9 protein-coding genes are annotated in these 14,825 nt (G+C 63.7%); 7 read left to right on the top strand and 2 right to left on the bottom strand.

What is annotated here, in order from left to right; all coding sequences use genetic code 11:
* Positions 1-26 precede the first annotated feature (26 nt).
* Positions 27-1,565, bottom strand: coding sequence for an SDR family oxidoreductase (locus ACSSVG_RS02795; RefSeq protein WP_492417166.1), 1,539 nt, complete (start codon positions 1,563-1,565; stop codon positions 27-29).
* A gap of 109 nt (positions 1,566-1,674) precedes the next feature.
* Here ACSSVG_RS02795 and mfd point away from each other — a divergent pair, with 109 nt between their 5' ends.
* The 7 genes from mfd (at position 1,675) to ACSSVG_RS02760 (ending at position 13,689) form a co-directional block, all read left to right on the top strand.
* Positions 1,675-5,295 (top strand): transcription-repair coupling factor, encoded by a 3,621-nt coding sequence (mfd, locus tag ACSSVG_RS02790; RefSeq protein ID WP_492417164.1) that lies wholly within the window; start codon positions 1,675-1,677, stop codon positions 5,293-5,295.
* 4 nt (positions 5,296-5,299) lie between these two features.
* Positions 5,300-6,109 (top strand): metal-dependent hydrolase, encoded by an 810-nt coding sequence (locus ACSSVG_RS02785; RefSeq protein WP_231338698.1) that lies wholly within the window; start codon positions 5,300-5,302, stop codon positions 6,107-6,109.
* A gap of 230 nt (positions 6,110-6,339) precedes the next feature.
* Positions 6,340-7,137 carry a glycosyltransferase gene (locus tag ACSSVG_RS02780; RefSeq protein WP_492417162.1) on the top strand — a complete coding sequence of 266 codons (798 nt, stop codon included), beginning with the start codon at positions 6,340-6,342 and terminating at the stop codon, positions 7,135-7,137.
* On the top strand, positions 7,134-8,573 hold the full coding sequence (locus ACSSVG_RS02775; protein ID WP_492417160.1) for a glycosyltransferase family 4 protein: 1,440 nt from the start codon (positions 7,134-7,136) through the stop codon (positions 8,571-8,573). The genes ACSSVG_RS02780 and ACSSVG_RS02775 overlap by 4 nt, the downstream gene beginning before the upstream one ends.
* Positions 8,574-8,609: 36 nt before the next feature.
* Positions 8,610-11,729, top strand: a complete 3,120-nt coding sequence (locus ACSSVG_RS02770; protein WP_492417158.1) for an oligosaccharide flippase family protein — start codon at positions 8,610-8,612, stop codon at positions 11,727-11,729.
* Positions 11,730-11,733: 4 nt separating this feature from the next.
* A complete protein-coding gene (locus tag ACSSVG_RS02765; protein WP_492417157.1) occupies positions 11,734-12,885 on the top strand; it encodes a glycosyltransferase family 4 protein in 1,152 nt (383 codons plus the stop codon).
* 12 nt (positions 12,886-12,897) lie between these two features.
* The gene (locus tag ACSSVG_RS02760; protein WP_492417155.1) at positions 12,898-13,689 is read left to right on the top strand and encodes a PIG-L deacetylase family protein; all 792 of its coding nucleotides are present in this window, start codon (positions 12,898-12,900) and stop codon (positions 13,687-13,689) included.
* Positions 13,690-13,711: 22 nt separating this feature from the next.
* On the opposite strand, the gene ACSSVG_RS02755 is transcribed toward ACSSVG_RS02760, so the two are convergent.
* Positions 13,712-14,815 carry a right-handed parallel beta-helix repeat-containing protein gene (locus ACSSVG_RS02755; RefSeq protein WP_492417153.1) on the bottom strand — a complete coding sequence of 368 codons (1,104 nt, stop codon included), beginning with the start codon at positions 14,813-14,815 and terminating at the stop codon, positions 13,712-13,714.
* Between the last annotated feature and the right edge of the window lie 10 nt (positions 14,816-14,825).

The following is a 14,825-nucleotide window of genomic DNA, read 5'->3' as shown; positions in this document are numbered from 1 at the left end:
GGTGAAGCTTTTTAGCTCCCAACATCCTACGGGTTGTCCGTGGCCACCCCCGAACCCTGCTTCTGCTCAGCCTCCTGGAGGGTCATGGCCGCCGCCGAAATGTTGCGAGCCATCGACGGGAAGATGAACCCGTGGAACGGGTACACGCCCAACCAGTAGAGCCTTCCCGCCAAACCCCGGGGGAAGAAGATGGCTCGCTGCTTGTACAGGCTCCCGCCGCCGTCGGGCTCCACTGCCAGTTCCAGCCAGGCGCCGCCGGGTGCCCGCATCTCGGCGCGAAGGCGCAGCAGGTGTCCCCGCTCGATGGCCTCCACCCGCCACCAATCCACCACCTCGCCGGTATTCAGCGTCTTGGGGTGGCGCCGCCCCCGCAGCAACCCGGCACCGCCCTGCAACTTGTCCAGCCAGCCACGGATGCGCCAGGCCAAAGGCAGCGAGTACCAGCCGTTCTTGCCGCCGATGCCTTCGATGATGGTCCAGACGTGTTCGGGCTTGGCGTCGCTGTGGAAGGCCCGTTCATCCAGGAACACTTTGTAGCCGGCCCAGTCGGGGTCGCTCGGAAGCGGATCGGCATCGATGCCGGCGTTGGCCCACGTGGTCTCCACCTGCACGTCCCGTTCCTTGCCGAGCGCCAAGGCGACGGCACGGTGGTAGGGCGTCAGGCCGCCGTCGGGCTGCGGGAAGTAATCGTCGACGTCGTGCTCCCTTGACACAGCGTCGTGCTGCAATGACTGCACCAGAGGCAAGGACATGGACAGCGGAATGGGTGTCACCAGGGCAACCCACAGGCCGGCAAGCTTGGGTGCCGGGACGGGGAGCGCAATGACCAAGCGCCGGGGGAGTCCACGCTCCACGGCGTACTGGTTCATCATGTCCTTGTATTTCAGGACGTCCCGGGACCCGATGTCGAAGGAACGGTTCAGTTTCTCCGTGAGCGCCGCGGCAGCGACGAGATAATGCAGCACATCGCGGACGGCAATGGCTTCAACCCGGTTGTTGACCCAACTGGGCGCCGGCATGACGGGCAAGGTTTCGGCCAGGTGGCGGATCATCTCGAACGAGGCCGACCCCGAACCAATCACTACACCGGCTTGGAAGACGATGGCGTCCACCGGCGACTCAAGGAACACCCTGCCCACGGTCTCGCGCGAACGCATGTGCGTGGACAGCTCGGTGTTCTCCGGGTGCAGCCCACCGAGATACACGATCCTGTCCACCCCGGCCTCCGCTGCGGCTCCTGCCACGAGCCGGGCCATGGCTTCTTCCTTGGACTCGAACCCGCTGCCGGACGCCATGGAATGGACCAGGTAATACAGGACATCCACGCCGTTCAGGGCGTCGGCAAGGCCTTCGGCGTCGGACAGGCCGTTCTCGATGATTTCGACGTCGTCATGCCATGGAACGTCGGCGATCTTCTGTGGCGTACGGACCAGCACTTTAACTCTGTGGCCGGCTTCGAGGAGCCGGGGGACCAGGCGGCCGCCGATGTATCCCGTGGCGCCGGTGACCAGCACTGTCTTGGTGTCCTGCGGGGTGTTGGAATGCGTAGCTTCCGAAGGCTGCAAAGGAACTCCTGGGGCTGGGGGTAGAGGTAGGCTGGAATGACCCGGCGTTCATCTGAATTTCCGGGCATTTGTGTTGCCTGCCCTTGGACCCACCCTAGGAGTTTCTGTCATGAGCCTCAACGGTCTGCGCCGCGCATTGGCGGAGGACAAGACGTTCGCGCGCGTCCGAACGGAGGCACAGCGGCCTTTCAGCGACCGCAACACCGACTACCAGATCAGCGCGCCCACGGGCATGCGCGCCGTCCTGCTGGCGGAAATGGCAGATGCCCTGGCTTCCCAGGACGGCACTCCCGTGGTTCTCGCCGTTACCGCAACCGGCCGCGAAGCCGAGGACCTCACAGCCGCGCTGGGCTCCTATCTTCCGGCGGACTCCATAGCGACCTTTCCCAGCTGGGAAACCCTCCCGCATGAGCGGCTGTCGCCGCGCTCGGACACCGTTGGCCGCAGGCTCTCCGTCCTGCGCCGCCTGACCCACCCTGAAACGTCGACGGCGGCCCCGTTGCGCGTGGTGGTGGCCCCGGTCCGCGCTGTGGTCCAGCCCATTGTTGCCGGTCTCGGCGACCTTGTTCCGGTGACACTGCAGGTAGGACAGGAACGTTCGTTCACGGAGGTCGTCCGCGCCCTGTCCGACGCCGCCTATGCCCGCGTTGACATGGTGACGCACCGCGGCGAATTCGCGGTCCGCGGCGGCATCCTTGACGTCTTTCCGCCCACCGAGGACCACCCGATCCGCGTGGAGTTCTTCGGTGATGAAGTGGACCAGATGCGTTGGTTCGCGGTCGCCGACCAGCGCTCGCTGTCCGCGCCCGGGATCCACCACCCCACGGAACTGCATGCCCCGCCGTGCCGGGAAATCCTGATCACGCCCTCCGTGATGTCCCGTGCCTCGAAGCTGAAGGCCGACATGCCTGCCGCAGCGGACATGCTGGAGAAGATCGCGGGCGGCATCGCTGTTGAGGGCATGGAATCGCTGGCTCCGGTGCTGGTGGATGCCATGGTCCCGTTCGTGGACCAGCTACCGGCAGGCTCGCTTTCCGTGGTCATCGAACCGGAGAAGGTGCGCACCCGTGCGCACGATCTCGCGGCGACCAACGAGGAGTTCCTCGAAGCTGCGTGGTCAACAGCGTCCGACGGCGGTGCGGCGCCCCTTGACCTGTCGTCCCAGGCTTCCACGGATCTGCATGCCGCCAGCTTCAAGTCCCTCACCGACACCCGCTCCGCCGCCCTTGCGCACAACGTTTCCTGGTGGTCCATCACCTCGCTCGCCTCGGACGAGGACCTGGTACTGGATATCGACGTCCTCAACATGCGGGCCCGTGAACCGCGTGGTTACCAGGGCGAAGTGGCCGAGATGCTGGAGTTCATCGGCTCCCGCGTCCGCGAACAGTGGCGTGTGGTGGTGGTAACCGATGGTCCCGGGCCCGCCCAACGCCTGGCCGAGCTGTTCCACGACGCCGACATTCCTTGTTCCCGCGTTGAGTCCCTGGATAAGGAACCCCAGCCCGGAATCATCGAGGTGACCACCGCCGCCGTCGGACGTGGTTTTGTCCTGGACGGCCTCAAACTGGGCCTGTTGACCGAAGCGGACTTGCTGGGTCGCGCCACGGCCAGCTCCACCAAGGACATGCGGCGCATGCCGTCCAAGCGTCGCAACGCCGTGGACCCGCTGCAGCTGCACGCCGGCGATTTCGTGGTGCATGAGCAGCACGGCATTGGCCGGTTCGTCGAGCTCATCCAGCGCAAGGTCACAGGTACGTCAGCCTCGGACGCCGGGCTGCGCGAGTATTTGGTCCTGGAGTACGCGCCGTCCAAGCGCGGCGCCCCGGGTGACCGGCTCTTCGTGCCCACAGACCAACTGGACCAGGTGACACGCTACGTCGGCGGGGACACCCCGGCATTGAGCAAGATGGGCGGCGCGGACTGGGCCAGCACCAAGTCCAAGGCGCGCAAGGCCGTCAAGGAAATCGCCGGCGAACTGATCCGGCTGTACTCCGCCCGCATGGCATCCCGAGGCCACGCCTTTGCCCCGGACACCCCCTGGCAGCGCGAACTCGAGGAGGCTTTCCCCTATGTGGAGACGCCCGACCAGTTGACCACCATCAACGAGGTCAAAGCGGACATGGAGCGGGAGATCCCCATGGACCGGCTCGTGTCCGGAGACGTGGGCTACGGCAAGACCGAGATCGCAGTCCGTGCAGCATTCAAGGCCGTCCAGGACGGCAAGCAAGTGGCTGTCCTGGTGCCCACCACGCTATTGGCCCAGCAGCACTACGAGACGTTCACGGAGCGCTTCTCCGGGTTCCCGCTGCGCGTGAAACCACTGTCCCGCTTCCAAAGCACCAAGGAAGCCAAGGAAACGGCCGACGGCGTCAAGAGCGGCGCCGTGGACGTGGTGATCGGCACGCACCGGCTCTTGTCCAAGGACTTTGAGTTCAAGGACCTGGGCCTGGTCATCGTGGACGAAGAGCAGCGCTTCGGAGTGGAGCACAAGGAAGCGCTCAAGAAGATGCGCACCAACGTGGACGTGCTGGCCATGAGCGCCACGCCGATTCCGCGAACCCTGGAAATGTCCCTCACCGGCATCCGGGAAACGTCCACCCTGGCCACGCCTCCGGAGGAACGGCACCCCGTCCTGACCTACGTGGGACCGTATACCAACAAGCAAACGTCGGCCGCCATCCGCCGCGAACTCATGCGCGAGGGACAGGTGTTCTTCGTCCACAACCGGGTTTCCTCGATTGAGCGCATCGCAGCGCAGATCCGCGAGCTGGTCCCGGAAGCGCGGGTGGAAGTAGCGCACGGGCAGATGTCCGAGAGCCGCCTTGAGAAAATCATCGTGGACTTCTGGGAGAAGCGCTTCGACGTACTGGTGTGCACCACCATCATCGAGACCGGCCTGGACATCTCCAACGCCAACACCCTGATTGTGGATGGCGCGGACAAGTACGGGCTTTCGCAGCTCCACCAGCTTCGTGGACGTGTTGGCCGTGGCCGCGAACGTGCCTACGCCTACTTCCTCTACCCGTCCGAGAAGCCGCTGGGCGAGGTAGCTCTGGAACGCCTCAAGGCCGTGGCAGCCCACAACGAGCTGGGCGCCGGCATGCAGCTGGCCATGAAGGACCTCGAGATCCGTGGTGCGGGAAACCTGCTGGGCGGTGAGCAGTCCGGCCACATCCAGGGCGTGGGGTTCGACCTCTACATCAGGCTGGTTGGCGAGGCTGTTGCCGAGTACCGAGGCGAGGCCGAGGAGAAGGCTGCCGAGATGAAGATCGAGCTGCCCGTCAACGCCCACCTGCCCCACGACTATGTGCCCGGCGAAAGGCTGCGCCTGGAGGCGTACCGTAAGCTCGCCGCGGCCATTACCTATGAAGCCATCGACGAGGTCCTTGCTGAACTCGTGGACCGGTACGGTGAGCCGCCATTGCCCACCCAAAACCTCATTGCCGTGGCACGCTTCCGGGTGGGTGCCCGCGAAGCCGGCCTGTCCGACGTCGCGCTCCAAGGCAACTTCATCCGTTTCTCGCCGGCGCAACTGCCCGAATCCAAAACCATGCGCCTGAACCGCATGTACCCGGGTTCGCAGGTCAAGCCTGCTTTGGACTCCGTGCTGATTCCCAAGCCCAAGACTGCCCGGATCGGTGGACGGGATCTCCAGGACGCCGAAATCCTGCAGTGGGCCAACAACGTCATCGAAGCAATCTTTACCGACGTCCCCGTGAAGGCTGGCTAACCGAATGATGGGAGGACACCACGCCGCGTCAGGAGCCGCGGCGTGGATAGCTATTGCCTCGACCGGCCCGTACGCCTTGGGCTGGTACCCGCTGGATTCCACCGGCATCCTGATCGGAGCCATGGCGACGGCGGGAACAGCCTTGGTCTGCGACTGGGACCACCGGCACAGCACGATCGCGAATTCGCTGCCGCCGTTGTCGAACGCGATCGCCGTCGGAATCGAGAAGGCCAGCGGCGGGCACCGGCAGGGCACGCACTCCCTGCTGGGCGCCTCAGCCTTCGTGGTGCTCGCAGCCATGGCCGCACAGTTCCAGATGGTAACCCCGGTGGGCAAGCTTTCCGTGGGTGCAGGGCTGCTGTGCATGTTCATGATCAACCTTGCCGCCAAGGCCTTGAACCTGTTTCCCAAGTCCGGCTGGATCACCAATTGGCTTTTCGCCCTGGTGATGGCCGGACTGGTGACCTGGTTTGCGCCCGATCAGTGGGGATGGTTGCCGTTGTCCATGCTGACCGGTGTTGTGGTGCACATCGTAGGGGACATGATCACCGTGGGCGGAGTCCCACTTTTGTGGCCAATTGTCATCAAACCGCCAAAATTTCTCCGCAAATCCTTCATTAGTGGAATTTGGCGGGCAAACGGCGCCTTCTCCATTCCGCTGTTGGGGCGGGCTGGTTCGCGCCGTGAATGGCTGGTCCTTATTCCTGTCAGTGGATATGCCATGGTGGGCATGATTGCTTCGGCCTGGACGCTTGCCCAACAGCATTGGCCCGGAGTTCTGGCCGCTTTGGGCGGTGTTCTTCCCTTGCCTTAGGGGTGCAGCAGGCCTAGTATTACCGCACCTGCAGTGAGGCGTATGTAACATCGGTGGAATATTTGAAATGGCCCTCTACAAGTAGTGGGTTGCTGCTAAAACTGCGTACTCCGCTGCCAGACCAAGAGCTACTCCCTGAGATTTCGAGTAGTGACTACTCGTGCCTTCCGAGTAGAACCCCTAATAGCTTGGACCTCAACGTCAAATTGTTTGACTAAATGGAGGTTCAGATGGATCTGCTCCACTCGCACAGTATCCATACAGGCAGCAGGGGGAGTTTTCAAGCCCGGCAGGGGACCGATTCGCTTCGGCGTTCACACGTAGACCTTGAAGTGGTTATTCCTGCCTATAACGAGGCTGCCCGAATTCCCGGAACGCTCATGCAAGCAGTCGATTTCCTGGCCGGGCAGCCGTGGTCTTCCCGGATTGTGGTGGTGGACAACGGCAGCGTAGACGAAACGGGCGCAGTAGTCCGCAGGATATCCCGCGACAAAGGAAACGAAATTCCTATTTCCGTGGTGGGGTGTTCACGCCGCGGAAAAGGGGCGGCAGTCAGCAGGGGCCTGCTCAGCGGAACGTCCAAGTACACGGGCTTCTTTGACGCTGACCTGGCGACACCGCTTGAAACACTGATCCCGACGATGGCCCACTTGGAAGAGGGCGCCTCCGCGGTCATTGCTTCCCGTCACGCGCCAGGTTCCACCTTTGTCCAACCTCAACAACTGGGACGCCGGGTAGGCGGAACAGCCTTTCGTGTGCTGACCAAATCGAAGGTTAAAGGCATTTGGGATACGCAGTGCGGCTTCAAGTTTTTCGAACGGGCCGCACTGACGGCAGCCATGGTCCAGTGCCGCACCACCGGTTTTGCTTTCGATGTTGAACTGCTCCTCCGGCTCCAGCACCAAGGGGCCCGGATTGTTGAATTACCCGTGGCCTGGACGGATGTGGCAGCGTCTACTTTCCGGCCGTTCAAAGACGGAATTTCCAGTTTTGCCTCAGTTCTCCAACTACAAAAGGCGATGCCGTGACCGAAACCTTGGTAAATGCCGGCCTCCCGGCACAATTGGCCGGTCAACGGATCCTCGTCCTGAACTGGCGTGACATCAGGCACTCCCAGGCCGGGGGAGCCGAACAATACATGCACGAAATATCGCGTCGTTGGGTCGATTTCGGCGCCGAAGTGACGTGGTTCACCGGCCGTGAAGATCATCAGCCCGCCGAGGACGTCATTGATGGCATCCGAGTGGTCCGTTCGGGCGGCCCCTTGTCCCTGTATGGCAAAGCAGCCCTCAGAATGCTGCGTACGCGCAACCGGTTCGACGCCGTTATTGATTGCCAAAACGGGATTCCGTTCTTTTCGCCACTGTTCCTGCCCCGGGAAATGCCCATCGTTCAATTGATTCACCATGTCCACCAGGAACAATTCCGCACCCGCTTTTCGGCTCCGATGGCCGCCGTGGGCCGCTTGCTCGAAAGTACAGGGGCCAAGGCAGTCTATGGACGACGGGCTATTGCCGCGGTATCGCCATCCACCCGGCTGGAGTTGCGCAAGCTCGGGTTCCCCGGTGCCATCCACGTAGTTCCGAACGGAACCATCGAAGTGCCCCAGACCGTTGGCCCCCGCGATCCCGAGCCGACCATCGCCGTCGTCAGTCGATTGGTACCGCACAAACGGCTGGACCTGCTGTTGGGCCAGTTTGCCATTGCCGCGGCAAGCGTACCCAAACTCCGCCTGGAAATAATGGGCGATGGTCCCGAGCGGCCGCGTTTGCAGCAACTGGCCATGGACCTGGGCCTCGATGACATCGTGACATTCCACGGTTACCAACCCAACCACGTCCGCAACAGCCTGCTGAACAGAGCCTGGCTCACCGTTTCGACGTCGGCCTCGGAGGGCTGGGGTTGCTCGGTGATTGAGGCGGCCGCGTGGGGTGTTCCGTGCCTGGCGCTGCGCGTCCCAGGCATCCGGGACTCGGTGGTTCACGGGAGCACGGGCTGGTTGGTGGACACGGCTGCCGAGTTCGGGCCCGCCTTGGTGGCTGCCCTCGAGACACTCTCCGAACAGCGTGAGGCGGGCGGGATGTCGGCCAGGTGCCAGGACTGGGCACGCTGCTTCACCTGGGATCGCAGCGCAGCCCTGCTCGCCGGGGTGCTCATGGAAGAAGGAGCCTTGCGTCGCGGAGGCGTCGACGCCGGCGGTTCGTCATCGGACATGTCCACGCTGGTGCACTTTGACATGCCTGCCGGCGCCAACCTGGAAGCCATCCTTCGGCCAACCGACGAGGTCTCCGAAAACCAAGGGCGGGTGTCCGTGCTGATGAAGGGCCGGGACGAATTCGAGGCCTTCGCCATCATGAGGCGCATTGGAGTTGTATCAGCCGAACTCCGTGCCGTGGGCCGGAGCACGCTCCTGGCCGGTCCTGGAAGCACGTTTACACCTGCAGACGCCGTTGAGGGCATGTAGCGGACACCAGTCCATGGGGGAATTCGAGGGGGAAAAATGACTGACACTTTGCGCGCACCCGATACGAAGGCAGACGCCACTCCTGTGAAGCTACCGGAGCGGAAACCAGGACCAACCCCGGGCCGTGGGCCGAAAAGAGCATCGCCAACGGACAGCGGCGCCAGCGCCAAAGTAGCCGAAAACAGTGGCTTCCTTTCCGTAGCAGCTGGTTTGGTGGGGGTCATCAGCTACGCCTGCACACTGCTGATGGCCAACATGCTGGGCACGGCGGACTACACGCAGTTCGCGGCCGGGGCGATGCTTCTGGGTGTCGTAGGCATCGTCGCTTCCGCGCTCGTTCCCCTTCCCCTTTCCCACTTTGTGGCCGTCCACCCGGCAGGGTCGGTGGGGCGCAGGGACGGCATGGCCTTCTCGGTGTTCGTCTCCTTCATCGCGGGCATCGTTGCCGCGGTGACGACCGGCGCACTGACGCTGGCCTTCGCTACGCCGGCACTTGCTGCTGCTGTAGCGCTGGGTTCGCTGGCCATCTTCCTGATGGCGGCGCCGTCGGGCTGGCTGCAGGGTGAGCTGCGATTCAAGTGGTACGCGCTGACAACCATCGGCGAAGTGCTCCTGAGGCTGGTGTTCAGCCTCCTGGTGGTGGTCCTTGCCTGGGGTGCTGTGGGCGCGATCCTTGGATTCGCGGTGGGTGCGCTGGCACTGGTGGTTGTTCCTTGGTCCTTTTACCGGGACCTCCAGTGGCGCCCGGGTGTCCTGCGGCAACGATGGCGGTGGGCTGAGACCACTGACATCGCGTCCGTCCTGTGCGTGGTGTCGGTTCTGGTTGGCGTGGATGTGGTGGTGGTGGCGTTCCTGGACGAAGGTTCCGCCGCCGCAGGATTTCAGGCGCTGGCGACTATTGCCAAGGGCCCGGTCTACGTTGCGGCGGGCACCGCGTTGGTGGCGTTTCCACTGCTCCGCCGCCGCGGCGCCAATGTCCGCCAAGTACTCGCTGCCGCCTTCGCTTCCTTCAGTCAGCTCGCCGTGGTGGCGTTCGCCATCATCGCCACCGCCCCCCATGTTTTTGCCGGTGTGATCATTCCGGAGAAATATCATGGCTCCCTGGAACTCCTGCCCTGGCTTGCGGCCGCCGGTTTGGGCTACGCAGTCCTCACTGTCCTGGCCACGATCCTGCTCGCGCTGCGGGCATACCGGCGCTGCCAAACCGGCTTGGCCTGCGCCTGCCTCCTTGTAGTGGCAGGGCTCTGGGTGGGGTGGCACCTTGCTGCGGTCAGTGGCCTGGCCATGGGCTCTGCGATCGGGGCTGTCCTTGCAGCGCTGGTGATGACACTCATTTCATGGCCGGTCCTCACAGACATTGGACCGGTGAAGGGCGCCGGACGCTTCATGGGCGGCGCTGCCGCCCTGCTGCTGGTCCTTGCCGTCGCCAGCCAACTTCAGCCCTTCGTGTGGCTGGTCCTTGCGACCATCAGCGGGCTGGCTGTGCTGGCCCATCAGCGCGGTTTGTTGCCGCGAACGCTGGGCATTGGACCCTTTCGACGGCGGTTCGGGGCGCGTTCCCGGGCTGGCCGGCGGTCCGCGTCCCAGGAGCCTTTCAACAGCGTGCTGGCAGCAACCATGGTCCGGGTGGTTTCCAGTCCGGCGGCAATCTTCGTTGCCGTGTCCGCTGCTGCCTTTGGGGTGCGGGCCTTTGGCCTGGAGCGCGGCTTTGAGATGTGGGTGGATGAGTTGCTCTACGTCCGTCTGGGCGAGTCGCTGACGACAGGCCAGGTTCCCACCTTGCCGGACGGCCCGTTCTTCCTGCACCCACCGGGCTTCTTCCTACTGGAGGCCGGAGCCATCAAGCTCTTTGGAATCTCCGGCGACATCGTGGAAGTAGTGCTGCAACTGCGCTGGCTCAACGCCGCCCTGGGGGCAATCACCGTTGGCTTGGGATTCCTTCTGGTCAGAAGGCTTGCAAGCACGACGGCGGCATGGTTCACCGCGGTGGTCCTGGCCTTCGAACCCTTCATCCTGCGGAATAACAGCCATGCGTTCCTGGAGACGGCGGCGATGGCCTTCGTGCTCGCTGGCTTCCTCGTGCTGACTGGCCCGCGCCAGGCGGCGGGGAAGCTGCCCGGTATCCTGCGGCTGCCCGGTATCCTGCGGCTGGTCGGGGCTGGACTCCTGCTGGGATACGCCGTCCTGTGCAAGGACTTCTTCGTCATCTGCACAGTTGGTCCCGTCGTAGTCGCCGTGATCTGGAAGCGGACCCTGCCATGGCGGCAGGCTGCCGTCGTGATTCCTGCAGCGGCCGTGCCGTACGCGACGTACCTGGCCGTGGCGGCTTCGCAAGCCCACCTGCCGGATTGGATCGATGCGAAGACCAGCGGCTTGCTGCGGGCATCGGGACTGGAAAAGAGTACGGGCTTCACCGCAGAAGGTTCACCGGACATCGTCACCAGGTTGGTCGAACAGAGCGGACACTTTGGCACCAGCTACCTCCTGCTGGCCCTGTGCCCCTTGGCCGGTGCGATGCTGTGCTTCAGCCACCGGGCAGACCGGCGACTGATTGGTCTTGCCGGCCTCGCTTTGGGCGCTGCCGGGGCTTACAGCGCCGCGTTTGGCACCTTCGAGGAACAGTACGGGTATGGCGTCATGATCGCCGGGGTACTGTGTTCGGTCCTTGTGGTGGTTGAGCTCCGGGAGAGGTGGGTGCGGGGACGGACGTTCCTGGCCGTCGCCAGCCTGTGCTTCGTGGCCTTGACCGTGGTACAGGGTGTACGGACCGCACTGACGGTGGACAACGGCTTTGTCCAGGTCAAGGAGTGGGTCAAAACCAACCTCCCGCAGGAGGCCCGGGTAAGTGTCACCAACAGCACGGGTGAGTTCGCTTTTGCCGACGATCCACGGTTTGGTGTTTGGCCGTCCGCGCCCCTGATGCAGGGAGCCGGGGCAAGCTACATCCTGACGCAGTCACACCCCACAAGCCAGGGCTACGGCTACGCGAGGCCCGAGATGCTGACATGGCTCAAGGAGCACGCAACACCCGTGTTCAGCGCCGAGGGACCCACCAACGGTGCCACCACGCTCTGGTTTGTGCCACCTGCCGAACTCAGCGCCGGAGCTGCCGACGGCACGGGCACGCCCTCCAAAACCTACGAGACGGAACGGTGAACCCATGAGAATCCTGCATCTGGGTTTTGAGGATCCCCGCATGCCCGGCGCCGGTGGGGGATCGGTGAGGACCCATGAGATCAATCGCCGCCTCGCAGCCGACGGGTTCCGGATCACCGTGCTGACTACACGCTATCCGGGGTGGCGGGAGCGGGTTCAAGACGGGGTGCACTACGTACCGATCGGCTTCGGGCAGGGCAGCACGCGTGTGACCCGCCTGCTGGGGTATGTTGTCCGCCTGCCGTTCGAAGCCCGCAAACGTCGCGCCGCCGCCGACCTTGTGGTGGAGGACTTCTTCGCTCCGTTCTCCACCATGGCCGCCCCGCTGTGGACCAAAAGGCCCACCATTGGCGTGGTTCAGTGGCTGCACGCCCGTGAGAAAGCGCGGCAATACAGGCTTCCTTTGCACTGGTTGGAACGGTTCGGAGTCAGGCGTCATCGGCGGTGCATCGCCGTCTCGCAGGGAATTTCGGACCGGCTGACCGCCCTGAACCCGGACATCCACGTGGACGTGATCGGAAACGGCGTGGACCCTGCCGCCTGGAAACCTGTGCCAACGGTTGGCCAGGACATCCTTTGCCTAGGCCGGCTGGAGTTCACCGGCAAGGGCCTAGACCTGCTGCTGGCGGCCTGGGCACAATGCTGCCGGCGAATCGACGGAAAGCTGTTGATTGCAGGGACCGGCCCCGACGAGGCGACACTGCGCGCAGCCATTGCGAACGCCGGACTTGCGGACCGTGTGGAGCTCCTTGGTTGGCTGTCCGGAGATGCCAAGTTCCAGGCCTTGAGCCGTGCACGACTGGTGGTGTGCCCGTCCCGGCAGGAGACCTTCGGCTTGGTGGCCATCGAAGCGCTGGCCACCGGCACGCCGGTCATCGCCTTCGACATTCCTTGCCTTCGGGAGATTGTCCCGAAGGGTGCGGGCTGGCTGGTGGACGCGTTCGACGTCGGCGCCCTCGCCCGGGAGCTCGAGGCGCGGTACTCCCAATCCGGCCTGGAGTCCGTCGGTGCGCAGGGCCGGGCCTTCGCGGCCGGCTACAACTGGGACCGTTTGGCAACGCTGCAGGGTGCGGCATACCGTGCCGCGATAGCTGATCCCGCTGCTTTTGAAGCCCAGGTTGAAGGCCCCGCGGCGCTACCGCACATCGTCCGTTAGGAAGGCACCGTCTTGCCCCAGCAATCCAGAATCGATCGATCCTTGTCAGGCGATGCGCCGTGGCTTTTCCTTTCGCCGCACCTGGACGACGCCGTCCTGTCCTGCGGTGCGCTGATGGAGGCCCAGGCCCAAGGCCGCGAAGTGATTGTGGCAACCTTGTTCACTGAAGCGTCGCCGGGGCCGCACACACGGGCCGCGAAGTCCTTCATGAACCAATGCGCGGTCAAGGATGCCGGGCATTTGTTTGCCGCCCGTCAAGCCGAAGACAGGGCAGTGTTGGAAGACATGGGCGTCCAATCGATCCACATGGGAGCCGTGGACGCTTTGTTCCGCCGACGCCGGGCCCTCCGGTTTGGCAGCAGTGCTTGGGACAGGCTTCTCCCGGAAATGACGCACCGATATCCCACGTACAGGTTCGACATCGCGCTGGGACGGATCGCGAGGGGAGACCAGGAGCTCATCGGCCAACTCCGCACCGATGTGGCTGGGTTGATGGGGCTGACCGGGGCCGAGCTGCTGTTCTGCCCTGTGGGAGTAGGGAAGCACGTGGACCACCTCATCACCCGGGAAGCCGGCATGGCCCATCCGGAGAACCTGGTGCTGTACTCGGATTTCCCTTACGACCTCGAGGCCGAACCGGATGCACGGCGCTTGGCACAACTGGGCTACGTCCCGTGGAGCTGGGATCAGGGCCTTGCCAATAAGCCGCCCAGGATCCGGCAATACGGCACCCAGGCGGATGCACTTTTTCCCACTGGCGAGGTTCCGGTAAAGGCGGAGACCTACTTCGTCCCGGCTTTTTGAGTAGCTGACAGGCCGGCCGTGGTCAGCAACCTTCGCGGTTGTTCGACACAACATTGCCGGGAGCATCGCCAAGCTTCAAGGCCCCGCTCTGGCAGAAGACGTTGTCCGTCACCGTGATGTTCCTCAGGTCCCCTTGGAAATCCAGCCACGGTCCTGGCGTATCAACGACGGAGTTGTTCTTGACCACGATGTCATGAACAGCGGCGTTGCCGTCGTAGTAGCCGATCTTGACGCCGTTGGGGGATTCCCAGAAGCGGTTGTTCTCCACCGTGATGTTGTAGATCTCGTGCTTTCCCACCGCCAACTGCATTCCAGAACCGTGCGATCCGCCGCGGACCTTGTTATTCCGGTAGGTGACGTCGTAGACCGAGGCTCCAATGGTTTGCGCCACGAGGCCGTCGTCGCCGTCGTCTCCCTGGCGTTGATCGACAGTATTGCCTTCCACTATGCCGCCGTGTGAATCGGTGATGTGGATGCCGTCCAATTGATCGTATGTGCCGCTGCTGGTCACCAGCGTGTCATTGTTCCGGATGCAGAAGTTGCTGCTGGCGACCACCGCGATGGAGTAGGTAAAGGGGTTCCGGGTCCGGACATCTTCCACCAACGCATTGGTGGTGTGACGCACGTCCACCAGGTATTCAGTGAGCCGTTCCGAGGTGTTGCCGTCCAATTCCCCGCCGCTTTGATCTGCAGTGAGGTGGGAGATGGTGACGTTCTGCGCCCCGTTGGTGGTGATGAGCGGGTGCCCGCCGAAGGGTCCTTTGGTTTTCAGGAACCCCGGCCCCGCTTTCAGCACTGTGGCTTGCCCCGTACCCTTGAGGGCCACGTTGCTCTTGATGACCAGCGGACGCCCCAGCGTGAACGTTCCCTCAGGCAGTTCTACGATGCCGCCACCGTCCTTGGATGCGGCGTCGATGAGTTGCTGGAGGGACTTGGAGGTGTCCTCCGGGTCCAGGTAGCCGTTGACTGTGAACTTCTCGACGTGGGTGGCTTGGCTGCCCGGAGCGCTGCAGTAGGACGGGTTAGGGTCGACGGCGCCGGGTTTCGCCGCGACGACGGCCACGCCGAGGCCTGCCGCGGCCAATGCCACTACCAGCAAGGCAACCTTGGGGACCGCTGATTTCATGGCAACACCC

This window comes from Paenarthrobacter sp. E2MeOHC11 (assembly GCF_058744955.1).
This window is presented reverse-complemented; position numbering and strand designations above follow the sequence as displayed.

Bases quoted from the DNA above. Each gene is read 5' to 3' on its own strand.
- ACSSVG_RS02770 (WP_492417158.1), top strand. From the start codon at position 8,610: ATGACTGACACTTTGCGCGCACCCGATACGAAGGCAGACGCCACTCCT.
- ACSSVG_RS02765 (WP_492417157.1), top strand. From the start codon at position 11,734: ATGAGAATCCTGCATCTGGGTTTTGAGGATCCCCGCATGCCCGGCGCC.
- ACSSVG_RS02785 (WP_231338698.1), top strand. From the start codon at position 5,300: ATGATGGGAGGACACCACGCCGCGTCAGGAGCCGCGGCGTGGATAGCT.
- ACSSVG_RS02780 (WP_492417162.1), top strand. From the start codon at position 6,340: ATGGATCTGCTCCACTCGCACAGTATCCATACAGGCAGCAGGGGGAGT.
- ACSSVG_RS02755 (WP_492417153.1), bottom strand. From the start codon at position 14,815: ATGAAATCAGCGGTCCCCAAGGTTGCCTTGCTGGTAGTGGCATTGGCC.
- mfd (WP_492417164.1), top strand. From the start codon at position 1,675: ATGAGCCTCAACGGTCTGCGCCGCGCATTGGCGGAGGACAAGACGTTC.